The sequence below is a fragment of the Streptomyces sp. WM4235 genome (genome assembly GCF_001279725.1).
Lineage (GTDB): Bacteria > Actinomycetota > Actinomycetes > Streptomycetales > Streptomycetaceae > Streptomyces.
Genome location: NZ_LGDE01000446.1, coordinates 1 through 23,711 on the forward strand (window position 1 = coordinate 1; position 23,711 = coordinate 23,711).

General features: G+C 69.7%; 24 protein-coding genes and 2 pseudogenes. 17 read left to right on the forward strand and 9 right to left on the reverse strand.

Features of this window, described 5'->3' with window-relative positions:
* The 3 genes from ADK55_RS30040 to ADK55_RS30050 all read left to right on the forward strand — a co-directional run.
* Positions 1-1,110: M48 family metalloprotease (locus tag ADK55_RS30040; RefSeq protein WP_324611209.1), on the forward strand; the 1,110-nt coding region annotated here is incomplete at its 5' end.
* Positions 1,107-3,035, forward strand: coding sequence for a hypothetical protein (locus tag ADK55_RS30045; protein WP_053683126.1), 1,929 nt, complete (start codon positions 1,107-1,109; stop codon positions 3,033-3,035). The genes ADK55_RS30040 and ADK55_RS30045, both read left to right, overlap by 4 nt.
* A 135-nt stretch (positions 3,036-3,170) precedes the next feature.
* Positions 3,171-4,313 carry an amidase gene (locus ADK55_RS30050; protein WP_053683128.1) on the forward strand — a complete coding sequence of 381 codons (1,143 nt, stop codon included), beginning with the start codon at positions 3,171-3,173 and terminating at the stop codon, positions 4,311-4,313.
* Positions 4,314-4,874: 561 nt separating this feature from the next.
* Here the strand turns inward: ADK55_RS30050 and ADK55_RS30055 are convergent.
* The 3 genes from ADK55_RS30055 to ADK55_RS30065 form a co-directional block, all read right to left on the reverse strand.
* Complete coding sequence (locus tag ADK55_RS30055) at positions 4,875-5,378, reverse strand: hypothetical protein (RefSeq protein ID WP_053683130.1); 504 nt, start codon at positions 5,376-5,378, stop codon at positions 4,875-4,877.
* 240 nt (positions 5,379-5,618) lie between these two features.
* Positions 5,619-6,308 (reverse strand): hypothetical protein, encoded by a 690-nt coding sequence (locus ADK55_RS30060; RefSeq protein WP_234350315.1) that lies wholly within the window; start codon positions 6,306-6,308, stop codon positions 5,619-5,621.
* A gap of 78 nt (positions 6,309-6,386) precedes the next feature.
* A complete protein-coding gene (locus tag ADK55_RS30065; protein ID WP_053683132.1) occupies positions 6,387-6,956 on the reverse strand; it encodes a GNAT family N-acetyltransferase in 570 nt (189 codons plus the stop codon).
* A gap of 563 nt (positions 6,957-7,519) precedes the next feature.
* Between ADK55_RS30065 and ADK55_RS30070 the strand changes: the two genes are divergently transcribed.
* From ADK55_RS30070 to ADK55_RS30095, 6 genes are all read left to right on the forward strand, one after another.
* A complete protein-coding gene (locus ADK55_RS30070; protein ID WP_159041602.1) occupies positions 7,520-7,921 on the forward strand; it encodes an effector-associated constant component EACC1 in 402 nt (133 codons plus the stop codon).
* Positions 7,908-9,854, forward strand: coding sequence for a caspase, EACC1-associated type (locus ADK55_RS30075; RefSeq protein WP_053683137.1), 1,947 nt, complete (start codon positions 7,908-7,910; stop codon positions 9,852-9,854). The genes ADK55_RS30070 and ADK55_RS30075 overlap by 14 nt, the downstream gene beginning before the upstream one ends.
* A 259-nt stretch (positions 9,855-10,113) precedes the next feature.
* Positions 10,114-10,827, forward strand: coding sequence for a signal peptidase I (lepB, locus tag ADK55_RS38880; RefSeq protein ID WP_053683139.1), 714 nt, complete (start codon positions 10,114-10,116; stop codon positions 10,825-10,827).
* Between the two features lie 76 nt (positions 10,828-10,903).
* Positions 10,904-11,125 carry a hypothetical protein gene (locus ADK55_RS39335; protein ID WP_053683141.1) on the forward strand — a complete coding sequence of 74 codons (222 nt, stop codon included), beginning with the start codon at positions 10,904-10,906 and terminating at the stop codon, positions 11,123-11,125.
* Positions 11,126-11,253: 128 nt separating this feature from the next.
* Complete coding sequence (locus tag ADK55_RS40805) at positions 11,254-11,961, forward strand: GNAT family N-acetyltransferase (RefSeq protein WP_324611210.1); 708 nt, start codon at positions 11,254-11,256, stop codon at positions 11,959-11,961.
* Between the two features lie 362 nt (positions 11,962-12,323).
* A complete protein-coding gene (locus tag ADK55_RS30095) occupies positions 12,324-12,638 on the forward strand; it encodes a hypothetical protein (protein ID WP_234350316.1) in 315 nt (104 codons plus the stop codon).
* Between the two features lie 179 nt (positions 12,639-12,817).
* Here ADK55_RS30095 and ADK55_RS30100 read toward each other — a convergent pair whose 3' ends face one another.
* The 3 genes and pseudogenes from ADK55_RS30100 to ADK55_RS30110 all read right to left on the reverse strand — a co-directional run bounded on the left by ADK55_RS30100 (position 12,818) and on the right by ADK55_RS30110 (position 15,137).
* Positions 12,818-13,669 (reverse strand): immunity 49 family protein, encoded by an 852-nt coding sequence (locus ADK55_RS30100; RefSeq protein ID WP_063839658.1) that lies wholly within the window; start codon positions 13,667-13,669, stop codon positions 12,818-12,820.
* 614 nt (positions 13,670-14,283) lie between these two features.
* Positions 14,284-14,757 (reverse strand): annotated as a pseudogene (locus ADK55_RS41080) (hypothetical protein).
* Positions 14,758-14,768: 11 nt separating this feature from the next.
* Positions 14,769-15,137 carry a recombinase family protein gene (locus ADK55_RS30110; RefSeq protein ID WP_053683145.1) on the reverse strand — a complete coding sequence of 123 codons (369 nt, stop codon included), beginning with the start codon at positions 15,135-15,137 and terminating at the stop codon, positions 14,769-14,771.
* Between the two features lie 153 nt (positions 15,138-15,290).
* Here ADK55_RS30110 and ADK55_RS30115 point away from each other — a divergent pair, with 153 nt between their 5' ends.
* Together ADK55_RS30115 and ADK55_RS30120 are read left to right on the forward strand one after the other, a co-directional pair.
* Entirely contained in the window at positions 15,291-15,830 is a 540-nt protein-coding gene (locus ADK55_RS30115) for an ArsR/SmtB family transcription factor (protein WP_053683146.1), read from the forward strand.
* On the forward strand, positions 15,827-17,122 hold the full coding sequence (locus ADK55_RS30120) for an MFS transporter (protein WP_078999578.1): 1,296 nt from the start codon (positions 15,827-15,829) through the stop codon (positions 17,120-17,122). The genes ADK55_RS30115 and ADK55_RS30120 overlap by 4 nt, the downstream gene beginning before the upstream one ends.
* A 198-nt stretch (positions 17,123-17,320) precedes the next feature.
* Here ADK55_RS30120 and ADK55_RS30125 read toward each other — a convergent pair whose 3' ends face one another.
* Together ADK55_RS30125 and ADK55_RS30130 are read right to left on the reverse strand one after the other, a co-directional pair.
* Positions 17,321-18,211, reverse strand: a complete 891-nt coding sequence (locus tag ADK55_RS30125) for a hypothetical protein (RefSeq protein ID WP_053683150.1) — start codon at positions 18,209-18,211, stop codon at positions 17,321-17,323.
* A 144-nt stretch (positions 18,212-18,355) separates the two neighbouring features.
* Positions 18,356-18,883, reverse strand: coding sequence for a 2'-5' RNA ligase family protein (locus tag ADK55_RS30130; RefSeq protein WP_053683152.1), 528 nt, complete (start codon positions 18,881-18,883; stop codon positions 18,356-18,358).
* Positions 18,884-18,975: 92 nt separating this feature from the next.
* On the opposite strand from ADK55_RS30130, the pseudogene ADK55_RS40235 reads away from it, so the two are divergent.
* The 6 genes and pseudogenes from ADK55_RS40235 to ADK55_RS30155 form a co-directional block, all read left to right on the forward strand.
* Positions 18,976-19,483, forward strand: a pseudogene (locus ADK55_RS40235) (SMI1/KNR4 family protein); the annotation flags it as partial.
* Positions 19,484-19,649: 166 nt separating this feature from the next.
* On the forward strand, positions 19,650-20,090 hold the full coding sequence (locus tag ADK55_RS30135; RefSeq protein ID WP_053683154.1) for a hypothetical protein: 441 nt from the start codon (positions 19,650-19,652) through the stop codon (positions 20,088-20,090).
* 13 nt (positions 20,091-20,103) lie between these two features.
* Positions 20,104-20,349 (forward strand): hypothetical protein, encoded by a 246-nt coding sequence (locus ADK55_RS30140; protein WP_053683156.1) that lies wholly within the window; start codon positions 20,104-20,106, stop codon positions 20,347-20,349.
* Between the two features lie 222 nt (positions 20,350-20,571).
* Positions 20,572-21,654 (forward strand): hypothetical protein, encoded by a 1,083-nt coding sequence (locus ADK55_RS30145; RefSeq protein ID WP_053683159.1) that lies wholly within the window; start codon positions 20,572-20,574, stop codon positions 21,652-21,654.
* 89 nt (positions 21,655-21,743) lie between these two features.
* Positions 21,744-22,253, forward strand: a complete 510-nt coding sequence (locus ADK55_RS30150) for a hypothetical protein (RefSeq protein ID WP_053683179.1) — start codon at positions 21,744-21,746, stop codon at positions 22,251-22,253.
* A 228-nt stretch (positions 22,254-22,481) separates the two neighbouring features.
* Entirely contained in the window at positions 22,482-23,108 is a 627-nt protein-coding gene (locus ADK55_RS30155) for a hypothetical protein (RefSeq protein ID WP_053683181.1), read from the forward strand.
* A 127-nt stretch (positions 23,109-23,235) separates the two neighbouring features.
* Here the strand turns inward: ADK55_RS30155 and ADK55_RS30160 are convergent, their stop codons facing one another.
* Positions 23,236-23,694: an iron chaperone gene (locus ADK55_RS30160; protein ID WP_053683161.1), complete on the reverse strand. Its 459-nt coding sequence runs from the start codon at positions 23,692-23,694 to the stop codon at positions 23,236-23,238.
* Between the last annotated feature and the right edge of the window lie 17 nt (positions 23,695-23,711).

The following is a 23,711-nucleotide window of genomic DNA, read 5'->3' on the forward strand; positions in this document are numbered from 1 at the left end:
GGGCAGGGGTACCACCCCGCCCCGGGCACGCCTCCCACGCTCGGGATGCCGCAGCCCGGATACCCGCCGGTGCCGGGCGGAGCTCCCGCGCCCGCGTACCCGCCGCCCGCGTACAAGGGACCCGCCTACCCGCCCGCCTCGTACGACCCGGCCGCGTACGACCCGGCCGCGTACGACCCGGGCGCGCCGCCGGCGGTCCGTCGCGGCGCGGACTCGTCGTCCATCACCACGATCCTCCTCAACCTGCCCCTGTTCTTCGGCAGTCTGCTCGTCATCTGGCTGGTCTCCCAACTGCTGCCGACGGGGCTGGACATCGTCTTCGTCATCGCCTGGCTCGCGTCCGGTGCTTTGATGTTCCACCGTCCGACCGAGCGCGCCCTGGCCCGGATGCTGTTCAAGGTCCGCGAACCCACGGCCGCCGAACTGGCCCGGCTTCGGCCCCTCTGGGACGACGTCACGCGGCGGGCCGGCATCGACGGCTCGCGCTACGACCTGTGGGTCGAGGACAGCAGCCAGATCAACGCCTTCGCCGCCGCCGGCCACATCGTCAGTGTGACGCAGAAGTCGCTCAACACCCTTCCTCCGGAGCAGCTGAGCGCCGTCCTCGCCCACGAGCTGGGACACCACGTCGGCGGCCACGCATGGTCCGGGCTGCTCGGCGTCTGGTACGCGCTCCCGGCCCGGGTCGTCATGGCCGTCGTGAAGTTCGTCGTGACCTTCGTCTTCCTGGTGGCCGCGCAGATCGCCTGCCTCGGCGCGCTCCTGTTCGCCCTGATCATCGGTGCCATCGCGATCTCCCTGGCCCTGGCCTTCCCGCCCGCCCTCGCCCTGTTCGCGGTCCCCGTCCTCCTCGCCTGGGCGGGGCGGCTCGGTGAGCTGCGGGCCGACCGGTTCGCCGCGGAGATCGGCTACGGGCCCCTGTTGCTCGCCACGTTCACGGATTGGCACACCCAGGACGCCGACGACGACAGAGGCAAGCAGCGCCTGATGGACCGGCTGATGGCCACGCATCCCCCGCTCCACCAGCGCATCCGCGCGCTGGAACCCTTCACGGCTGGACCCGCCGGACCCACCGGACCCCCTGCACCCCACGGAGGCCCGGCCTCATGACCCACCAAACCACCGCAACCGCAACCGGAGCCGCAACCGCAGCCGGAGCCGGAACGCCACCGCCCGACCACCACCTGCGCCTGTTCGCCCCCGGGCAGCGGCTGGGATGGACCTACCGCGACCCCGAGTCGCTGCGCCGGCCCTTCCCCGAGCCCGAGCCGCAGCGGCATCCCGTACCCATCGCGTACGAGAACCGGGCGCACGCCGCCCGACTGACCCACCAGGAGCGCAAGGACTCCACCATCAAGACCGGCGGCGCGATCGTGCTGGTGTTGTTGCTGCTGGCCGCGGTGGCCGGCAGCTTCATGGCCGTGCTCGCCGTGGCGGCCGCGATCGTGTGCCTGGTCCTGGTCGGCCACGCCGGACGGTCGGCGACGACGGCCGGCGCACAACTGGAAGCCAAGCGCACGGAACTGGAGAACCACTTCCAGTACGCCTGGCACGACTGGAACCAGCGCCGCCACCAGCATGACGCGGCGCAGGACCAGTGGGTGCGGAGCCTGGACGCGTGGGGCGCGCTCCCGGCGGGACCGGGTACGCGGCGCCTGGACATCTTCGGCGGCAGCCAGCGCAGCCGGGAGGGCTTCCTCACCGTCTTCGGCACGTCGACGCTCCAGCAGCGGCCGCTGATCGTCCTCGACCTGACGCAGGCCCTCGTGTGCCAGGAGCTGGCGACGCTCGCCGAACTCGCCGACGTCCCCGTCGACGTACAACTGCTGCCGAGCCGCATGGCCGAGAGCGGGATCGTGAGTGGTCTGACGCCGCAGGAGCTGGTCGACACCCTCGTGGAGGCCGTGTACGCCGACGGCTCGGAGGCCAACAGGGCCGCGCGGGCCATGGACACCAGGATCCTCCACCAGTTGTGCGGGGCCCTCGGCGGCGACGTCACCCCGGCCCGCCTGGGTGCGGGTCTGCGGGCGCTGATGGGCGAGACCGACGACACCGAGGCCCTCAGCCGGGCCGAACGCAACCGCATCGCGGACGACCTGGTGGGCGACAAGAACAAGGACCAGATACGGGACAGCCTGCTGCGGCTCGCCTCGTTCGTCCATCCGCTGGAGCGTCTGGGCGCCGAGCGCAACGGGCGCGGTCCCGGCTACCTCACGTGCATCGCCATGGACTTCACCATGGGATCGGCCGGAACCGAACTGCTGGCGGACCTGGCGGTGCAGAGCGTGACCCGGCGCCTGGCCTCCTTCCCGGAGGCGGCGCCGTCGGTGGTCGTCGCGCTCGGCGAGAAGGGCCTCCACCGGCAGTACCTGGAACAGCTGGCCAGTGTCTGCGAGCGGCGCGGCGCGCAGCTCACCGTGCTGCACCCGCACCTGCGCGAGGGGTCCCAGGAGGTGATCGGCAGTGGCACGGTCGGCTTCATGAAGCTGGGGAACCACCAGGAGGCCGGTGTCGCTGCGGACTTCATGGGCCGCCACCACTCCTTCGTCCTGCACTCGCTGACGAACACCGACGGCACGACGGTCAGCACCTCCGTGGCCAAGACCTTCGGGTCGTCGGTGAGCAAGGGCACGACGTACAGCGAGTCGGTGAGCCGGGGGTCGAACTGGGGAAACAGCAGCTCCAGCAGCTACCAGAGCGGACCCAGCTCGTTCTCGACGAGCAGCAGCTCCGGCGGCAGTTACAACAAGACGACCGGTACGTCGACCAGCACGACCCACTCGACGAACGAGTCCACCTCGTACGCGACCAGTGACGGCCAGAGCACGAGCCTCGCGCGAGGTGAGCAGCGTGTGTACGAGTACGCGGTCGAGCCGACGCAGCTCCAGGCGCTGGCCGACTTCAGCCTGTTGGTGGTGGAGCGGAGGCCGGACGGCTCCGTGACCGTCCAGGCGGCGGACTGCAACCCGAACATCGTCCTGCTGGACCGGGTGAGCACCCAGCCACTGCCGTACGCGGCGCCCGGCACACCCTGACACCAGGCCCCGGCCCCGGCCCCGCCCGTGCACGGACGGGGCCGGGGCCTGGGTCGGGGTCGGCCACGACCGGTGTCCATCCCCGGGCCAAGGAGTGCGGCGGCCCCGTGCGCTGATCCAGACCAGGAGGTCCGCATGCTCGACGATCACCTGTACACCTCGCTCTCCGCCGTCGAGATCGCCGATCTCGTCAACTCCGGGAAGATCACGGCAGGCGAGGTCGTCGACACCGCGCTGGCCGTCAGCGCCGAACGCGACGGTGCGCTGCGCGCCTTCACCGACCTGTGGGCGGACACGGCACGCGCCGCCGCCACTGAGATCGACGCGGCGGTGGCCCGTGGACTGCCCATGCCCCTGGCCGGGGTGCCGATCGCGGTCAAGGCGAGCGAGGGTGCCCGCTCCGTGCAGAACAAGCGCCTGATCGCCGCGGGATGTGTGCCGATCGGAGCGACATCCGTGCCGCGGGCCGGCACCGGCTGGCAGACCTACGGCGCCACCGACCGAGGCCCCACCCTCAACCCGCTGAACCCCGCCTGGTCCCCGGGCGGCTCATCGGCCGGTTCCGCGGCCGCGGTCGCGGCCGGCCTGGTGCCGCTCGCCACCGGATCCGACGGAGCAGGATCCGTGCGCATCCCTGCCGCATGGTGCGGCATCATCGGCTTCAAGCCCACCAACGGCCTGCTGCCCGCCCGCGACCGAGCCGGACTCAACAGCCCCGGCGTACTCACCCGCACCCCGGCCGACGCCATTGCCTACTTCCGCGCCGTCGCCCCCACCCACCACCCGGCCTCGGCGGCCGGGACGCCCAGGGTGGCCTGGACGTCCACCCTGGGCTACGCCGAGACCGACCCGGAGATCGCAGTGACCGCCCGCCGCGCCCTGCACCGGATCGCCCGCGCCGGACTGTGCGACCTCGTCGACCGTCCGGTGGCGCTGCGCGATCCGGGGCCCGCCTGGACCGCTGTGCGCGCCGGCGCCCCCGACGAGGACACCGAGGCCCTGGTCCGGCACAACGCGCGAGTCCTGCGCGATGCCTTCGAGGAGGCCGATCTCCTCGCCACCCCCACGACCCCGCACCCGCCGCACGGCCACGACGGCCCCGGGCCGCGTATGAGCGTGGCACTGACCTGGGCCTTCAACCTCTCCGGGCACCCCGCGATCACTCTGCCCGCCGGCAGGACACCGAACGGCGAGCCCGTGGGCCTCCAGCTGATCGCCCGCCACCACGCCGACGTCATGCTCCTCCAGAGCGTCGAAGGATGGCACCGCACGCGGTGAGCGGAGGGCGTGCGCGACGCGGAGAGGAGGGTGCCCGACCGTGGCCGGAGACGACGCGGAGACCGTGCGCCGCCGGCCCCCTCCGCTTGCCCATCGCGCGGCAGGCCCGCGCGTACCTCCACAGCATGGGGAGTCCGGACTGCCGATCGCCGGCCGGACGAGGAAGCCCTCCAGGTCGCGCCGTGCTGGGCTACGAGTACGCCTGCCACCAGCGGTCCGCCTCGGCGCGAGCCCCTTCGGCGTCGTACAACGGCATCAAGTGGCGGGAGATGCCGGCCGACTTCCCGCCGTGGGACCGGGGCCATGCCTTCCTCCGCCGCTGGCGCGACCATGGTCTGATCGTCGAGTTCCACGACCGGCTACGCGGGATAGCCGATCGCGTCCGGCATCGCCCGGTGGCAGTACGCTTCCGGCTGCCCGCCCTGGTCTTGCGTCCAACCCGGCACCGGCAGCAACGGCCGCACCACCACCCGCCGTCTTCGCATGCGCCGAGCACCCGACGACCACCCGATCGAGACGCCGTTCGAGCACCAGTCCCCAGAGCATTGCGATAGAAGCCACTTACGCGTCGGGGTGCTCCGGCAGGGCGAGCCAGTCCGACCAGGAGACCTCCCGGCCGAGGAAGCGCGGCTGCTCGAACGGCCAGTCGGCGGCGATCCACTGCGGCACCAGCGCGTCGAGGGCCTGTTCGACCTTGCTGCCCACCAGCTCGTCCACCACCCACCAGGAGATCTCGCCGTCCGCGCCGGCCCTCTCCGGTGGGTCGATGTAGACGCAGCCGAGCAGAGCTGTCTCCGCCGCGTCGAACAGCGCGTAGTTGAAGGACTGGTGTGCGGCGATCTCCTTCTCGTGCCGCAACAGGTCGGCCTGGTCGGCCTCGTAGGTCATGGTGGCCGCGGGCCAGCCCCAGGCCGGGCCGTAGATGGTCCACAGCCGCTCGCGCGAACCCATCACAGCCGGATAGTCGAGCGGGGTGTCCGCCTCCCGTATCGGCCGCAGGTGATGACCACTGCCCGGCAGCGGTACCAGGACGGGATGGACGAAGTTGTCGGGGAGCCAGCTCATAGCGCCCGACCGTAGCAGCGCGCGGCCGCCCGCTCCTCTGGATTTTCCCCGTATACCGCCAGGCCCTGCTCTCATGCCGGGCAGTGCCCGCGATCACCCGATCGAGACTTCCGGTCGATCGACAGACTCCATGATTGGTATGGCAATGGCTTCTGAGAACAGCCCGCCACTGGCCGAGGCGAGACAGGTACGGACGATTCAGGTAAGGCAGCCACGGGCCCGAGATGGCGTCAGCGGATGTCAGGCAGGTCGGCACCGACGCACGTAGTAGGCATAGGTCAGTGCCAGCACCATGGGTCCCCAAAGAGCCCCGAAGCCGATGCAAGCCTTCGCCAGCCACTCCCACCAGCCGTTGGTGTACCCGAGAGCATGGAACCCCGGGACGTGAAGCCAGGCGAGCAGGAAGGTTCCCGACACTGCCGTCAGGGTCAGGCCGCCGATGGTGGCAGGGATGATTGCCGCGAGGGGTGGGATGTGTTTCCCGCCGATGATCGGGAGCCATGCGGGTGCCACCTCGCCCCATCGCCGGACGAGACCGAGGGAGAGGAGGGCCAACGCCTCTGACAGCACGCTGATGCCGAAGACGTAGGGGACGGCCCAATACCACGGCGGCATTGCCGGAGCGTTCGGGTCGATCATCCCCATGGTGAAGTCGAAGGCGAACGGCAGCCGCCACAGACACTGGGGCAGCAGAACCCATGGGATCGCGTGGGCGGTGATGACCGCCCATCTCGCGGCAGGTCGTTCGGTGTCATGCGAAGTCACGCTCCGGCCAGGTGTGTTGATTGAAGTCACGAACCCCAGCTTGATTGAGCCGCGTAGGCTTGGCGTCACTCCGGAGAGCGGTGCGTCTCCCCCAAGAGAGGGAGCCTCCCGTCCCGGGCGACCTAGCTTCTCAGCCTCAGCCTTCTCCACCTCAGCCTTCTCCACCTCAGCGCCGCACCGACTCTGATGCCGGTCCCGGTCCGATGGGGTACGCGCAGTCACGGCGCGACGGGACCCATGGGATCAGGATCCAGAACAGTCCCTGGCGCAACCGGACGGCGTGACCGACCACACGCCGAACCACTGCTCGGCGTCGAACTCCTCGAACCGCTCCACCTCGGTGAACCCGAGCTTCGCAGCGAGGCGCATCGAACGGCTGTTGGCCGTCTGGGTGCAGAGCACCACCGGCTCGCCGGGGAACGCGCCGGCAAACCAGTCGAGTGCCGCCGCGCACGCCTCTGCGGCGTACCCACGTCCCCAACCTTCCGGCAGGAACGTGTAGCTGAGCTCGGCCTCCTCGGCGTCCGGACGGATGCGCCCCGGGCGATCCGCGTTGCGCCGATCGAGCGTGACCGTGCCGATCATCGCTCCCTCAAGATCGATCACGAAAAGGCCAGGACGCCGTCCGGGCACCGCGGGCACCGTCCGCTCGAGCTCATCACGCGGACGGGGGCCACCAAGGAAGGTACGTACCTCTGACGAGGCGAACAGCTCGACGAACGCCGCACGGTCCCGGGCCTCGGACTCCCGCAGCACGAGCCGTTCGGTCCTGATCGGGGCAGGCGGCCATGTTGCGGGGTCGAGTCCGGTCACCCTTCGAACCGCTGACACGATAGGTTGCCCGCCGGTTGGGCGATGGAACAACGGGCCGGAGCCAAAGGCCACTTCACGTCGGCCGCCGTTCAGGGATCGGCTCCTGCGCCGCCGCCTGGAGCGGCAGGGCTGATCGAACCGGCCCTCCGGGCGGCGGCTGACCGGGGGCGGCTGACCAGCGGCGGCTGACAAGGGGCGGCTGACCAGGGAGCCGCCCGTGGGCGTGCACGGATCCGCGCCCACCACCGCGGGGGACCTGGCAACGCCGGCCGTACTGGCCCGCCGATACCACGATGTTCCGCTACTGGGAGGTCAGTTGGGAGTGCGGCATCGGATGAAGGCCCTCGAAGGCGCGCGCACTTCCTGCCGCAATCCCGAAGGCCGATCGGCGATCATCGACGTGTCGGCTCCGATGGCATTCTCGCCTAATGACGCCGGCGTCGGATCTTGTCCGGAAACCCCGTTGACGGCCAGGTGCCGTGGCGAATGATGTGAACGGGGGCGTGTGAGCACATGGCCGTTCATCATCACCCCCGTACATCACCACTGCGGGGGAGTGCTCCATGGAGATTCGGCTGCGCGTGGAGTCGCCTGTGCGCGACGAGGCGGAAGAGCTGACGTTGGCCCTTCACGACTGGCTGAGGGAGGATCGCGATGTGGGCCGGCACGCCCGCATCGGCCGTCTGACCGACTCGGGCGGGGCCCCGAGCGGTGCGATGAGCGCGGACTGGTTCGGTTGGGTACAGCTCGTCGCGGGTTCGGGTTTCTCCACCGCCGGCCTGGTCTACGCACACAAAGCCTTCCGCGCGGCCCTGCCTCGTCGTCAGCAGTCCGTCTCCGTGGTCATCGAGCACAACGGCACACGGATCGTCCTGGAGGACGCCTCGCCCGAATCCGCCGCGCGTATCGCCGAGATCTTGAGCGGCTCCGGCGACGACGAGGAAGCGTCCGGTGGCCCTTCCTGATCCCGGTGCCAGCCGAGCGGTTCTCGTCGGCATCGACAAGTACCGGTACCTGCCCTCGCTGCGCCCCGTGGGCCAGGGCCGGGACAGGATGGCCGAACTACTGAGGGACCCGACCGTGTGGGGGCTGGAGCGGCGCCACGTCACGGTACTGGGACCGCAGGCTTCTCGCGATGACATCCTCACGGCCATCAAGAGTGCGGCACGGGAGACGACGGACACGTTCCTGCTCTACTTCGCGGGCCATGGTCTGCGCAGCAGGGGCGGGAGTGCCCAGCAGCTGCACCTGGCGCTGACCGGCGCCGACGACGAGCACCCGCAGATCGGCAGCATCGCGTACCCCGACATCCGGGACATCCTCACCGCTGGACACCAGGCGCGACGCAAGATCGTTCTGCTCGACTGCTGCTACAGCGGACTGGCGGGCGGCATGGGGCAGCAAGCAGCCCCCCGTGAGGAGTTGCAGCAAGCGGCGATCGAGGGGAGCTATCTCCTCACGTCCGCCTCCAGCACCCAGCGCGCCTTCGCCCACGACGGCCGCCCCTATCCGGAGTTCACCGGCGCGCTGATCGGGGTGCTGGAACACGGCGTACGCACGGCGGGTCCCGAGCTCACCCTGGACCAGACATGGCGAGCCGCCCGTGCCACTCTCCTGCGGCGCGGAGCTCCGGAGCCCCAACAGTTCGGCCAGAACGCCGCGGGCCAGCTCCCCTGGGTGCGAAACCGGGCGTACGGCGCGCCGGCCGGAGGCGAATCCCAGGCTCGCCCGAAGCCGGCGGCCGCGCGCCGGCGAAAAGCCGTACGAGCACTGAGGGTGCTCGGCATGCCCCTCGTGACGCTGGCACTCGCCACTCCGATCCTCCCGAGGAACCCGCCGGTTCAGGGGACGGACGACAGGGCGTCCGAGGGCCGCTCGGCGGCGCCTCGGGTGCGGCCTCCATCGACGGTTGCGCCGAGCGCGTCCCCCACACCGAGCGCGTCCCTCGCGCCGTCCAGCGGTACGACCCCCAAGCAGCGCGACCCGGACCCGACACCTCGGACGAACACGGAGGAGAAGGGCGTTCAAGTCTCACTTGCGCGCTCGTACGTCGGGCAGACCGGATTCCTCTCGGCTGTCGCCTACGCACCCGACGGCCGTCTCATCGCCGGCGGAAGCGAGGACGGGAGCATCTACCTGTGGAACGCCGACACCGCGGAGAGGGTGCGGATCCTCTCCGGACACAGCGACAGGATCACGAGCCTGGCCTTCGGTCCGGGCAGTTCCACTCTGGCCAGTGCCAGCGGTGACAAGACCGTTCGCTTGTGGGACCTGTCCAGTGGCGAGTCGCGCCACACCCTGAGCCACTCCGGAGAGGTCTACTCCGTGGCATTCAGCCCGGACGGGGGAACGCTCGTCAGCGGCGGCCAGGGCAACGCCGTTCATCTGTGGAGCGTCAGTGACGGCAGAGCGCGCGAGACATTCGCTGACCAGAAGGAGGACGTGCTCGCCGTGGCCTTCAGCCCCGACGGGACGACCGTCCTCAGCGGCAGCTACGACAGATCGGCCGCGGAGTACGACGTGGGCGGCAGATGGGCCTGGCGCGACGACAAGCTGTCGTCCGACGCCATCACCGCGGTGGCGTACGGTCCCAAGGGCTTCGTCAGGGCTGCCGGAGGGTACGACAAGGTCGTCCGAACCTGGACCGGCCCCGAATCCGGCACGAAGGCGTTCAAGGGACACACCGAATCGATCACCGCGTTGGCCTTCAGCCCCGACGGGGAGATCCTCGCGAGCGCCGGCCTGGATGCCATCCGGCTGTGGGACGCGCAGAAGGCCACACTCCTCAAGGCGATCCCAGGCGCCGACAGTCCCAGGGACATCGCCTTCAGCCCCGATGGCAAATACGTCGCCGGCGCCAGCGGCAAGGCGGTACAGCTCTGGAGCATCACCCGGTAGCCGGCGGGACCGCCGGCTCAGGATGGGCGCAGGAGTGGCGCAGGAGTGGCTCAGGATGGGCTCAGGGCTCAGGGCTCAGGGCTCAGGGACGGCCGGGCCGGCGGTCAGAGCCTTCCCGCCGGAACCGGCCTCCGCTTTCCCGGCCTCCGTTTTCCCCTCCTCCGGCCGCCGCCGCGAGCGGGCCGACACCCGCCGGCTTCGCCGCCCTCGTGTCCTCGTACAGTGCGTCCACCACGCACGGGGACACGAGGGGGACCGCATGAAGGACGAACTGCCGAGACCGTGGCTCTGGGTGAACACCGCCTCGAAGGTCATGATCGCCCTGGCGGTGGCCGGGTTCGTCGCGGGCTCGGTGGCCAAGCAGTACGACTACGGCTATCCGCTCCTGTACGAGGCGGACGGCCGTTCCATGGCCCAGCTCTACCCCAAGGGCGACTTGATCGCCGGTGAACCCGTGGGCACGGCGGACATCCGCCGGGGCGACGTGGTCCTCTTCTCCGAGACCGTGCAGCGCGACTACGCGGCGTCCGTGTCCCGGGTGGTGGCCCTGGGCGGGGACGTCCTCGCCCATCGGCCCGGCGAAGCGCACCTGACGCTCAACGGCAAGCCCCTCGAAGAGCCGCACCTGCCCGACGGGCTGACGCCACAGGACGCGGGCGGCGCGTACCAGGTGACCGTCCCGGCCGGCCGCTTCGCCGCGCTCGACGACGGGGACAGCCGGATCGCGTTCACCCGCGACCTCACCGAGGGCGGCACCCTGGCGCTGCCGCTTTCACTGATCCGTGGTCGGGTCGTCGGCCACACCTCCGACCCGACACCGCGCATGGCCGTGGTGGACGGCGCGTTGACGGGCCCGGGCCCGTACCTGCTCCCGGCCGGTGCCCTCGGGTTGATCACCGTACGGGTCGTCCTGCGCCGCCGGCGCGCCAGGGTCGTCTACCCCTGGAGCGACTCGACGGGGGCGCGCCGCTGAGACGGTCGCCGGTCAGGGCCGTGGGGTGACGGCGGCGCCGCCGGCGACCACGACCTCGGTGGGGTAGAGGGGCACAGTGCACCACGCACCCGACCTCAACCTCGCCGAAGACTCCTGGTCGACACTCAGCCGGGCCGCCGGGCCGCCGGGCCGCCGGGCCGCCGGGACCCGTGGGACGTGGGGCTACGAACGCTGGCTGGACCACGTGCGGGACGGCAAGGACAACAAGGCCTTGGGTCTCACCTCCCCGGCGACCGTCGCAACCGCCCCCTGGGGCCCCCGGGCCAGAGCTCGGTGAACCCGGCCGCCTCCGGATCCCGACCTGCGTCCTCGGCAGCAAGGCAGCAACCGGCGCGCCTCCCTCGGAACAGTCACCGTACCGACGGTGGCGCGTACGGCGGCGTGTACGGGGACGGAGCGCTGCTCTTGGACTGCCACAAGGAGGGACGCGGCTACCGAGCCGGCGTCGAGATGCGGCAACTCTGGCTCGGAGCCCGCGATCAGACGGTGGAAGCGTTCGAGAGCCACCTTGAACAGCTTGAGCAGCCCACTCACGAGGGGTTCGTGATCTGCCTTCGCAGCACAGGCCGGATCGTCGGGACAGAGGGGCTCAGGCTCGTTCTCCGGCATGCCTTCGACACGCTGGAGCTGCACCGGCTGGAGGCGCACATCCAACCCGACAACACTCCCTCCCTGAACCTCATCAATCGTCTCGGGTTCCGGCGGGAGGGGTACTCAAGCGCCTTCCAGCTGTTCAGATATGGTGACGGGATGACCGAGAGCCTGCCGGCCGACGTAGCTGACGTGCTGGCGGCAGTCCTGAACACGGACAGTCCGGTCCATGCCGCGCTCCGAAGGCAGGTTCCGCACCTCAGCGTCCGCGCTCGCTGCACCTGCGGGTGCGGTACCGCCTACTTCGAACTCGACACCGCCGAGGTCGCGCCCGCGCCCGCCGACCCCGGCACCGTCGTGGCGGCCGAGGCGCAGCTCGTCACCGAGGCCGGTGAGTGCCCCGGCAAGGTTTTGGCCTTCATGGAGGGCGGTTACCTGTCGTGGCTGGAAGTCTGTTCATGGAGCGACGACATCGAGGTGACACTGGCCGCCGCGCGTCACTGGATACAGCCACGCTCTTGATCCCGAACGGCCGGCTCCAGCGGTTTCCGATCTGCACGACACCCGATCCGACCGACATCACGCGGTCACGTTCAGTGGACGTTTGAACGTCTTGACGTGGCTGGTGGTTGGTGGCTGGTCCATAAGACTGACCCGCTTCGGCAAGAAGGTCGTGGCAGTCGTCAGCACCAGGTCGTGTTACTACCGATGTTGAACGTCAGTCGCCCCGAACCGCGCACCGATGTTGTTCCACATGACGCCGCCCTTCCAGTCCGCCTCACCACCCGGCCCGTCCCATCAGTCGCAATCAGCATGGCGTGCTTCCCCAACACGTCTCTGACCTTGCCCCGGCGAGCAGACAGATGATGCCGCACCATGGGCTGGTGACAACTTGGATGCGCTGCCACTGGGACGAGGAAGACGTCTGGTTCTACTTCGAGGTCGATGCCGAAGGCTGGGTGACCCGGCAGATCGAGCTCGAAGGGCCTGAGCGGATCCCGATCGCAGCCGCCTCCCTCGCCGAATGGCAGCAGGCTTGCGACACGGGCCGTATCGACGAGTACGACAGCAGGTTCGGGATCACTGCGGAATCGCCCGTCTCCGAGTGGGAAGGCCACGATCCGGAGGAGCTGACCCTCGACGAGTTCGAGGAGGTCTGGGAATCCGCCCGTCGGCAGATCGCGGTCAGGACGTCGTGATCGCTTGCTCGGGTCGGTCGCGCTCTCTCGCGGGCGGGCTGATGGCGAATGTGCGCTGGTACGAGAAGGAGTACACGCGACTCCTGGGCGAGTGGGAGGTCGTGGAGACCGACCGGCCTCCCCGCACGTCGACGCGACGTATCGAGCTCGTCACGCGGTCCGTCGTCACGCGGTCCGCCTTACGTGGGGAATTCGCCGCACCAGTTCCCGGCGAGGAGGGTGGCGGGCAGGTACTCGGACTCGACCTCGATCGGAATGCCCTCGTTCTGCGCGAAGCAGGCCATGGCGAGCGGGGCCAGGGCGACGAGACCCGAGACCCGGGCCGCCCGGCCCTCGCCGGTCCAGTACTCCTTGTGCCACTCCAGGGCTGCGGCCAGGGCGCGGTTGAAGCCGGCGTGGTCCCCACGCACGACGCGGTGGAACATCTCCATCGCCGGATACATCAACTTGCCCGCGGCTTCCGGATGACTGGCGACTGCCGGGTCCGTGCCGTCGATCGCGGCCACCAGCTTCGCGCTGAGGCCGTCACCACCCAGCCAGTAGGTCTGCAGCGCGTCGATCCAGGCATACTCGAACGCGTCGAATCGCGCGTTGTTCTCCCGGAGCAGTGACAGCGGCACCCGGCACAGGGCCGTGATCCGGTCCCGCTCCCGGCACACCACTGCCAGGTAGAAGGCGGTCAACCAGGTACCCGGCGTCACGTACTGCCGGGGGCCGGTGGCCCGGAGCGTACGGTCCTCGTGCGCGATCCGGTACCGCGCCTGGCCCTCGACCGCGGTCGCGGTGTCGAACACGGCCGAACCGACCTGCATGGCAGTCGCCCAGGCATCCCACGTGGGAAAGGTCGACCCCCGCGGATCCGTCAAGCAGCGCACCTTGGCCACCATGAGCGTGGTGTCCAAGGCTTCGCCCAGGCCAGTCGAGTCCGCCTCCAGACCACCGATCCACCCCTGCGCACTCTCCGTGAGCACGGTGAGTGCTGCTTCCACGTTCTCTGTGGGGGAGGGGTGACGGGGGATGAACGAAACCAAGGCGCGTCTCCTCACAGGAGCTCGAAACACGAGCTCGAAGTCTTCGGGTACGGATCCAGCATACGTAGCGAACTTTCGGAGGCCTGGACGAGGACGTAACGCACGGCCCTGCCCGTGATGGCTTCCTCGGTCTCCTTCATGTGTGCGGCTTCGCGCGGTGGTTCGATGGCGCGATCCGCGATCCTCCACGTTGGCCACGCGGGTGCGGACGTAGTCGCGGCTTCCCCGCTTCAGCCTGTGTGAATGGGCGCGCTGGTGGCACTCACCGGACGGCGGCACGTGAGATGAGCTGTGACATGGGCGGAGGATCCTCCGCCGGCGGCCCCTCCCGTCGAGCACGAGCAGGCCCCCGGCGAAGAGCCTGGAGCCATGACACCCCAAGAACTCGCAGACGCGCTGCGAAACGGGGAACGCGGCACCCCTGGAGGACCTCTGCGGATCGATCCCGACGGGGAGGAGACCAGACAACAGGGATACTCGGACGGCTACGGCTACGGCTACGGCTACGGCAACGTCCGCAACCACGTGAGCCGGCGTGACCCAGCGTCACCACACCGCAGAAGTGGACCAGACCGGAAGATCAATTACAAAGCCGTGAAGCAAGAGCCGGCGCGTCACTGCTCATCGAGGGATTCCTGCCGGGCAAGAAACTCCTCGAACGCCGCCTTCTGCTTCGGATCCATGAAGCCTTGGCTGACACTGCGGGCCTTCCCCTGGAGCCAGTGCGCCTCGTCGGGGTCCAGAAGCTCGGCGACCACCACGCCTTTGCGAGCAACCGCGGTGCGCCCTCCTACGCGACGACGAAAGAGCGTGAACACGCCGAATTCCGCTGGGTGGGCCAGTTCCGCCTCCTCCGCCACACCCCGGTTCTCCTCCCCCGAGCCACTCGTCGGTTAGGCGGCGGGGGCCCAATGCTCCCAGAGAGCCAGCGTGGCCGCCGGCACCAGCACCGCGCGTTCCGCCACTTCACGCCCCTCCCACATGAACGTGACAGTGACGGGCTCGCCAACCGCCTCGGCCAACCCGAGCACCCTCTCCACCTCGTCGTTGATCGGGTAACCAGCAACTACATCGATCTGAATGCCCATGGCGCCTGAGGCTACTGGCCGCTTCTGACATGCGAGTTCAAAGCCCCGAGGCTTTGGAGGCCGTGGCCGTAACGGTCCAGCGAGCGGGCGACAAGCGTGTCGCTCGCGTCGAGGAACTCGTGGCACGCCTTCAGCTCGGGCCGGCGCGTGTCCTTCCCGGACTTCCTGTCCGCGCAGATCTTCCGGTACCCCGCACCCGCACCCGCACCCGCACCCCGCACGCCGCACCCGCACCCGACAGCGGTGAGCGCGTCGCGCTGCCGCTCCAGTTTCTGCCCGTCGGTCGACACCCGGGCGTAACCGCTCTTGCTCTCGGTGCGCACCCGCGGCTCGGCGACGACCGCGTTCGTGTTGTGCGCTGACTTCTGAGTGGTCGTCATGACCCCGGGTCACGTCAACAGGCTTCCCGGATCGGCAGCGCGGGGGGCTCTGACAGGAGACATGGAGCGCCAGATGGTGCGCCAGACAGCGGATTCCGGAGGTCCGTGCGAATCCTCTTGCGCAATGGTCAAGAATCGTTGACCATTGCTCACATGCCTACCGATGATCTTCCCGAGACGTTTCACGTCACCACGGACGAGCAACTGCGCGCCGTCTCCAATCTCACGCGTCACCGGATCATGGCCGTGCTCCGCTTCGAGCCCGCGACGATCACGCAGGTCGCCGAGCGAGTGGGCCTGGCGAAGGGGAGTTCCAGCTACCACGTACGACTCCTCGAACGGGCCGGCCTGGTGAAGGTGGTGCGGACGCGGAAGGTGCGGGGGGTCACCGAGCGGTACTACGCCATGGCCGCGCGGTCGATCGAGCTGCCGGATCCGGGCGAGGGAGGGCCGGATGTGCTGATGCGGCATGCGGTGGCGGACCTGGAGGCGTCACCGGCGGATGGCGAGCGGCACGTGCGGATGGCGCATCTGCGGCTCACCGACGAGCAGTTCGCGGAGCTGGGGGCACGACTGGAGGCACTGGCGGACGAGTACCGGGAGCTGTCCGATCCGTCACTTCCGGACACGTCACTCGTCTTCGCACTGTTCCACCCGACATCGAGCAAGCAGGCCGAAGGGGATGCCAAGTGAACTCAGGCGTAAGGAAGTTGCCGACCGGATTCGGACGGCTGTGGACCGCGCAGACGATCTCCTCGCTCGGTGACGGGGTGTCGCACGCCGCGCTGCCGCTGATCGCGTTGACGCTGACGCGGGATCCGATGGCGCTCGCCGTCGTCACGGCCGCCGGGACGCTGCCGTGGCTGCTCTTCGGGGTGCTCGGCGGTGCGCTGGTGGACCGCTGGGACCGTCGGCGCACGATGTGGGTCGCGGACGCGGTACGTGCGGTGCTGCTCGCGATACCGGCGGCAGCGGCCGCGCTCGACGTGCTGAGCATTCCGCTGCTCGCGGCCGTCGCCTTCCTGCTCGGCCTCGGCGGACTCTTCTTCGACACGGCCGCCACGGCCTATCTACCGGATCTGCTCGGCCGCGACCCCGCGCTCCTTGAGCGCGCCAACTCCCGTCTGCGCGGCGCCCAGACCGCCGCGTCCGGCTTCGCCGGGCCGCCCGCGGGCAGCGCCCTGCTCGCGCTGGGGCGGGCGGTTCCACTGCTCGCCGACGCGGTGTCGTTCGCGCTCTCCGCACTGCTCGTACGGTCGCTGCCTGCCACACCCCGGCCCGCACCAGAGGCTCGTGAGTCGCTGCTGCGGCAGGCTCGGGCAGGTGCCTCGTACGTCTTCCGGGATCGGTTGCTGCTCGGGCTCGCGCTGCGCCCGGCGGTCGGGAACATCGCCTTCGTCGCTGTGGAGACCGTCCTCGCCCTCTTCGCGCACGACCGTCTGGGCATCGACACCTACGGCTTCGGCCTGCTCCTCACGGCGGAGGCCACCGGCGGTCTGCTCGGCGCGGGCATCGCCTCCTACCTTGGCCGACGACTCGGCACCGGCACCGCACTGACCTGCACAGCCGCCGTCGAGGGGCTTGCGATCCTGGGCCTGGCCGCTGCCCCGAACCCGTATGTGGCCGGGCCGGCGCTCGCCGTCTGCGGGGCCGGCATGGGCGCCACGATGGTGCTCGCGCCCTCCCTCCGACAGTCGATCGTCCCTGCCCACCTGATGGGCCGGGTCGCCTCCACCTCGCGCATGCTCGGCATGTGCGCGGCTCCCATCGGGGCCTTCCTCGGTGGCTGGCTGGCCGCCACCTACGACATCCGCACCCCGCTGTACGCCGCTGCCGGCCTCCTCCTGGCGATGACGGCCGTCACGGCAACCATGACCAGCAACCGCCGGGTCGAAGCGGCGCTGCGTGCCGCCGCCCCGGCCGATGACGCAGACCATCAGAAGTCCCGGGATCCCGCCGCGGCGAGTGCACCCGAGCTGGTGTGACGCTGACCTGCACGGGTGAGTTCGCCGGTCGGCAAGAAAGCCACCACCCGGCAGCTTTGGGTAGCGCTGTTCACCTCATCACCCGGGCCGCCATCACCTCCATCACCCGCCACCTCACCCGAGGCCGCGAACGTCGCCCCGCACACTCACCGTCCATGGCCGTCCTGCACCAGGCAGCCGGACCACTGGAGTTCGCGCTTACAGCCCGGCCCGCGCGAGCAAGGCTTCTGCCTGTTGCCGCGAGAGATGCGGCGGGGCCGGTGCTGCCGGGGGACATGTATGGGTACTGAACGACAGCATCCACTCGGCAACGGGGCTGTCGGGCTCCAGCGTGGCCACAACGCGTTCACGCAGCGCCGGCGGGGTGTCCGGCCGGGCCGCGATCGTGTTCCTGACGAAGAAGTCCTGGTCTCCTGCCAGTAGATCACGCAGGCCGGGCGGCAGGTCCGGATGCGCGGCGATGGCCTCACGGACATCGGAATCCGGGTCGGCCGCCAGTTCAGCGGTCGGTACGGCATGCGCGACCGCGGCAGCACGGGTCGCCGGATCCGCCAACAGTCCGGGCAGGAGGTCCGCAGGAGGGGCGAATGCCCGAACACTGCCGCTGCGGATGCCCGGGTCGGTATCCGTCAGCAACATCCTGCGCACCTCGTCAGGAACATCGCGTCGGCGCTGGATGACCGACGACCGCACACTGGCCTCCGAGTCCGCGGCCAGGAGGGCAAGCAACTCCGTCGGCAGATGCTCGTTCATCGCGAGGAACGACCGCACAGAAGGGTCCGGGTCGGCCGCCAGACAAGCCAGCAGTCCCGGCGGCTCGTCCGTGACGCTCGCCGCGACCGCACACCGGACGGCCGGCTCCGGATGCTCCGCGAAAAGGGCCCTGATTCGAGAGGGCAGGGAGGAGTTCGCGGCGAGAGTCCGTACGGAGCCAAGGTCGATGATCTCCGCTATCAGTTCATCGGTCAGGTCCCGGCGCAGCAACGCCACCGAGCGCCGAGCCCCCTGGTGCCGCAGCAGGCGCCGCACCAGGTCGGCGGGCAGGTCCTCCTGGGCTGCCAGAGCACTGAGTTCAGCATCCAGTTCCATGGAACGCAGAGTAGGCCTCGGGCCTGGCAGAGCGTGCCCCGACCGGTCCGCCGCCTCGGCGGGACCAATGTGTCACCGGCGGCTCAGGCACAGGTACGAGCCCGGCAGGGGTTCGACGACCCGGCGGCGGGGCAGGACGGCGGTTCATCCGCCATGCGGGCGGGACAGCGGCGCGGTGAACCGCGACTGCCAGCCTTCCTCGGTCAGTACCACCAGCTGGATCGCTGCCGTACGGGCGCGCAGCGGCAGCAGGCCGCCGACCGCAGTGCGGACGTGGGCGGCGGTCGTCGGGTCGTCCGCACCCATGGCGACCGTGACATGGGCTGCGGGCCGCGCCCCGAAACGGCCCCCGTACGGGCGCGACCCGGGCCACTGGGTGCGGAACGCATCGACGATCGGTTGGAGTTCCGCAACGGTGACGGCGACGAAGCCGGGCGCCGTCACGACCTCCGTCAACAGCAGATCAGTAGCCGGAAAGTCCGCCGCCAGGGAACGCACACGCTGCTCGTCCTGACCTGTCAGCGCCGATCGCGGCACGAACGGGTAGAGGAGCGAGACGTGCGCCGGCATTCCAGGGCGCACCAGAGTCGGGTCGATACGGCACGCCGCATCGAGGAGCGGGGTGGCATCGGGCAAGACGATGACGACGGCAGTGGTCCCTGGATCCGGCACGCCATCATCATCGCAGGGCCGTGTGGGTCCCGGTGCCTCTTGATGTCAGCGGCACCGCATACGGTCTGCGGATGGTTGATCAGAGGCCCTCCATGGCATCTGTAAGCGACTTCGCGACCTGGGAACCGGTGCTGCGACTCCTGCCGGCTGAACAGCCGCGGAGGCACGTGGCCCGGCCCGTGCGGGTGGCGGGACGCATCGGTCGACACGGCTGGAGTCTGGCCCTGAAGCGACGGATGCCGCCGGCCGGCCGAGCCGCACAGGTGGAGGACTCGCAAGAGGAGTTCGACGCGGTGGAGCGGGTGCAGAGCGCGCTCGCGGAAACCTGGAACTGCTGGAGCGGACGCTGCGTGAGCGGCTGCCGTACGCCATCGGCGCGACGGAGGAGGAGATCGCCGCCGCCGAAGCGCGCCTGGGCGTCACACTGCCCGACGAGCTCAAGGTTCTCTACCGGGTGACACGGGCACGCTGGAGGACCTGGGCGAGGACTACGAGGCAGCGAGACGCGAGTGCGCGGCGGTCGGCTGTGAGCTCTTCGACCTCGACGGTGTGTACGTCGCCGACGCGGCGTCGCGCCACTGTCGCTGGGAGTTCGCCGCGCCGGCCGGGGGCCGGCTCGGGGTGCTCGTCGGTGTCTGCCTGGGTGACCCGCGCCTGTGTCGTCGCCCGCTGGTCGGCCGAGCGGCGCAGCGTTGTCGGCCGGTGCGGAGGCGTTGCCGGGGAACCTTGGTACGCGGGGTGGCGGGCGGGCAGGTAGTTTGCTCGGGTGAGTCTCCTTGATGATGTGGCAGAGCGTGACGGCTGGCAGTGCTGGGTCTGTGACGAACCGGTCGACCCCAACGAGTCGGTGAACGACCCGCGGGGGCCCAGTGTCGACAGCCGGACCGCCGACCGGAAGGCCAAGGTCGCCGAGCGGCTCGCGCACCGCGGGTGCAACACCCGCAAGGGCGCGGTCAAGGTGGTCATCGCCTGGCCGGAGCGTCTGTACGTGGTCGAACCCGCGCCGCTGATCGCCGTTGCCGAGAGGCTGGAGCGCAAGGGTGGCCGCGAGATGGTGGGCCGTTGCCCGACCAGGAAGGACGCCCAAGAGGCGGCGGATTGGCTGGTGGACCGGTTCTCCCGACTGGTACCGGGGATGCCGGTGACCGCCGACATCCAGGCGGGCGGCGGCCAGTTCCTCGTCATCCTGTCCACCGGCCGCCGCTGAGAGGGCGCCGGCCGTGAGCGACAACTCGTCGTTGCGTGACTACATCGACCGCTATGCCGCGGGCGAGATTCCTCGCGAGGAGGCGTTGGCGACCATCGCGGCCTGGGACTACGACGAAGAGTGGTTCGACCCGGCCCACACGGCGCCGACGCACCAGGACAACACCCCGGCCGTGGTCAACCAGGCCCGGGGGCTCGGAAAGCTGACGGCTGAGGACATCGAGCAGATCCGGGTGTGCCTGGTGGACCGCGGGCTCTGATCGCAGGCGAGCGACCTCGGGCAAGGCCATGCTCGACGGACTGCCGGACCTCACCGAACATCTGCGCCGCGCCGCAGTGGGCGGGCCGGTCGGCCGTCCCCGAACCCGGCCCGGCCCGCTCGGCGGGTTGCGGTGCGGTGCGGCGCGGTGCGTTGCCGACAGTGCGCTGACGCCGTTTGGGGCGGCCGGGGATTGTCGGTGGCTGGTGGCAGGATCGCTGGTATGAGCTTTGTTCGTACCACTCCACCGCGGCCGGTCGACGTCGCTGCGGTCTTTCCCGAGTTGGCTCCGTTGGCGCGGTCGGCGATTCGGCTGCATCCTCGTGCCGGGTTGCCTTCGGTGTTCGAGAGTTCGGTGGGGGGGCCGTTGCTGTGGCCCGCTGATGAGCCGTGGCCGCACTGCGATGGCTCGCACCAGGGCGGCGGCATGCCCGTGGGCGTTGCGGAAGTAAGACTGGAGCATCGCAGGCAGGCCCGACTGGACCGCGATCCCCACGGCCCTGAGTACACGCCCGAGGAGACGGCGGTCAAGGAGCGGAACGACGCCGTGTGGATGGAGATCGCCGACGCCGAGATCGCCGGCACCGACCCCCCGTGGACTGGGGAGAGCCCGGTTCCCATGCTGCCCGTGGCCCAACTGTATCTACGCGACATACCCCTCTTGCGGCCGCCCGGGCAGGCCGATCTGCTCCAGGTTCTCTGGTGCCCGCACGACCACGACCCGGACAACAAGCCGGTGACCGCGCTGTTCTGGCGATCCGCCGCCGCAATCGTCGACATCCTCGCCACACCGCCGGAACCGCTTCAGGCAGACTGGGAAGGCTACGTGCCGAAACCGTGCCTGCTCGCGCCCGAGCAGGTCACCGAGTACCCCAACAGCCTCGATCTGAGCCCGCAGATGCGGCAGATGGTGGGGGACTGGAGCAGATGGCAGGCAGCTGACGTCGGCGTGGACAGCTCGTACGCGGACTATCCGGAGGACTTCTATGACGGGTGGCTGGCTGATTCTCCCGGCTGGAAGGTCGGCGGCTGGCCCCCGTGGGGCCGAACCGACCCGTATCGCCGATTCTGCGCGGTCTGCGACGCCCAGATGGTTCCGCTGCTGACCATCGCCTCCTTCGAATGGGACGGTGGTACGCCCGGCTGGGCACCGTACGAGGATCAAACCGCCGCGTTTGCCGCCAGTCATGTCGCCGGCCAGAACCCCGCGCAGCCGACCGCAGTCGAAGTCGGCAGCACCGACAACATGCAGCTCTATGTCTGCCCGTCATCTCCAGAGCATCCGCACACGGACCTGATCCAGTGAGCGGTCGATGCCGATGTCACCGGCGGTACGTTGATGGACCAAGGGCATAACCGCTGCTCGCGACCCGATCGATGACATGTGAGGTGCCCTTGAGCAGGCTGCTGGATGGTTTCGAGACCACCGTTTCTCCGAGTTATCGCATCTTCGGGCTGGTCGATACGAGCGTCGACACGTACGCGCCGAACACGGATCGCGCGAAATGGCTCCTGTCGGCTCCCGGCATGGTGTACCTGCAAGTGCCGCCCGAAGTGATCCGGGTGTCGGTCCGTCTGGAGAGTTGGTCGACCGCTCCGCCGGCGAACGACACCTCGTGGTCCGGCGCGGAGGAGGTGGAAGTAGAGCTTCCCGGGGGCGAACTCGCGCTGGAAACCATTGACGGAGGGTGGCAGGAGATCCCCCTGATCCTGCCCTCCTCCGGCGTCTACCGGATGCGATGGCAGTGGACACTCAACCGTGAGCGCGGGCAGTTCACCTCTCCCTTGGCGGGAACCCGGGAACCGCTGCCCATGCCGCCGGGCCTGGAAGGGAAGATGGACGGGGCGGACCAGTACTGCCTGATTCAGATATGGCGAACGGCCGCCGGCCGGGAAACCGCGTGAAACGGACGCGGGGCCGGCCATGGACGACCGTCGGTCCACCCGGAGCAGGTGCCGCAGGGTGTAACTGGTTACCGGTTCTTGTGCCGGCCGGGGGAAGGCGGGCAGTAGGTGCGATGCAGGGAAGTGCCGCTTCGCCAGACGCCCGTGTGAGAGACTCTGCGGCACTGTATGTCATGGACCGGACAATCGTGTATCCGCGCGGTGCACCAGGAGAAGGGCTGCGACGCCATGAACAGATCCGCCTCCACGAGGTTGGGCCGGGCGAGCCTCGCGCTCGGTGCGGCCTTGGCCGCGACCATGCTCTGCACCACGGTGGCTGCGGCGGCGCCCGGGGGCGTGGGCGGGGCCGCGGCTGTGGACTCCGTCGCGCGTACGGTGGGCGAGCGCGCCTGCCCCGTCGTGTACTTCGATCTGGGCGAGACCCTCGTGCACACCGCCGACGACGGCAGCATCACCTACCGGTCCGGAGCGGCCTCATATCTGCGCGCCCTGCGCGAGCACCACATCAGAATCGGCCTGATCACCAACGTTCCGCCCTCCTGGGGCACGACTGACGCCGAGCGTGCCGCCAGGCTGAAGAAGGAAGTCGACGCCACGTGGAAGGGCTCTGAGCCCTTCGCCTGGAAGGACTTCGGCGGCCGGATCCTCACCCCCCGCACCGAGGCGGAGCGCAAACCGGCTCCCGTTCTCTGGCAGCGCGCGAGAGCAGAGGCAGGGACCTGCCGGCTCGTCTTCCAGGCGGAGACGGCCGAAGAGGTCAAGGTCGCCGCCTCGCTGGGCTATGTGCCGTACCAGGTCGGACAGCCCCACTGGCCCGCGTTCCTCCCGGTCGGGCTGGTCCAACTCCTCGGCTAGCCGGCAGCGAGCGCACGGGCCCGGTGACCACGGCGCCCAACCACCGCATCGCCCGCAGAGGTATCAACCTCGCAGCGCCTGGGCAGCCACCGCCGGACCATGGCACCCAGGTGACCTCGCCACGCACCTACGCCGAGCGGACGGCCTGCTTCACGAGTGCGGCGATCCGCGCCTCCACCTCGGCCGTCACCTCGGTCAGGGCGAAGCCGGCCGCCCACATCGGGCCGTCGTCCAGCTGCGCCTGGTCGCTGAAGCCGAGCGTCGCGTAGCGCGCCTTGAACTTCTCCGCGCTCTGGAAGTAGCAGACGACCTTGCCGTCCAGTGCGTAGGAGGGCATCCCGTACCAGAGCTTCGGCGCGAGGACCGGGGCGGTGGTGGTGATGACGGCGTGGACGCGCTCGGCCATGGCCCGGTCCGCGTCCTGCATCTCGGCGATCTTCGCGAGCACGTCCTGTTCCGCCTCGGCCGCCTTCTCCGCCTTCGAGCCGCGGCGCGCCGCCTTCTTGAGTTCCTGTGCGTGGTCCTTCATCGCGGCACGCTCCTCGGCCGTGAATCCCTCGTGTACGCGGTTGGCGGTGCTGCTCATGGTGGATCTCCCTTTTG

Excerpts from the sequence above, each read along its gene's own strand:
- ADK55_RS30045 (WP_053683126.1), top strand. The coding sequence starts at position 1,107 with ATGACCCACCAAACCACCGCAACCGCAACCGGAGCCGCAACCGCAGCC.
- ADK55_RS30050 (WP_053683128.1), top strand. The coding sequence starts at position 3,171 with ATGCTCGACGATCACCTGTACACCTCGCTCTCCGCCGTCGAGATCGCC.
- ADK55_RS30055 (WP_053683130.1), bottom strand. The coding sequence starts at position 5,378 with ATGAGCTGGCTCCCCGACAACTTCGTCCATCCCGTCCTGGTACCGCTG.
- ADK55_RS30070 (WP_159041602.1), top strand. The coding sequence starts at position 7,520 with ATGGAGATTCGGCTGCGCGTGGAGTCGCCTGTGCGCGACGAGGCGGAA.
- lepB (WP_053683139.1), top strand. The coding sequence starts at position 10,114 with ATGAAGGACGAACTGCCGAGACCGTGGCTCTGGGTGAACACCGCCTCG.
- ADK55_RS30110 (WP_053683145.1), bottom strand. The coding sequence starts at position 15,137 with ATGACGACCACTCAGAAGTCAGCGCACAACACGAACGCGGTCGTCGCC.
- ADK55_RS30115 (WP_053683146.1), top strand. The coding sequence starts at position 15,291 with ATGCCTACCGATGATCTTCCCGAGACGTTTCACGTCACCACGGACGAG.
- ADK55_RS30125 (WP_053683150.1), bottom strand. The coding sequence starts at position 18,211 with ATGGAACTGGATGCTGAACTCAGTGCTCTGGCAGCCCAGGAGGACCTG.
- ADK55_RS30145 (WP_053683159.1), top strand. The coding sequence starts at position 20,572 with ATGAGCTTTGTTCGTACCACTCCACCGCGGCCGGTCGACGTCGCTGCG.
- ADK55_RS30155 (WP_053683181.1), top strand. The coding sequence starts at position 22,482 with ATGAACAGATCCGCCTCCACGAGGTTGGGCCGGGCGAGCCTCGCGCTC.
- ADK55_RS30160 (WP_053683161.1), bottom strand. The coding sequence starts at position 23,694 with ATGAGCAGCACCGCCAACCGCGTACACGAGGGATTCACGGCCGAGGAG.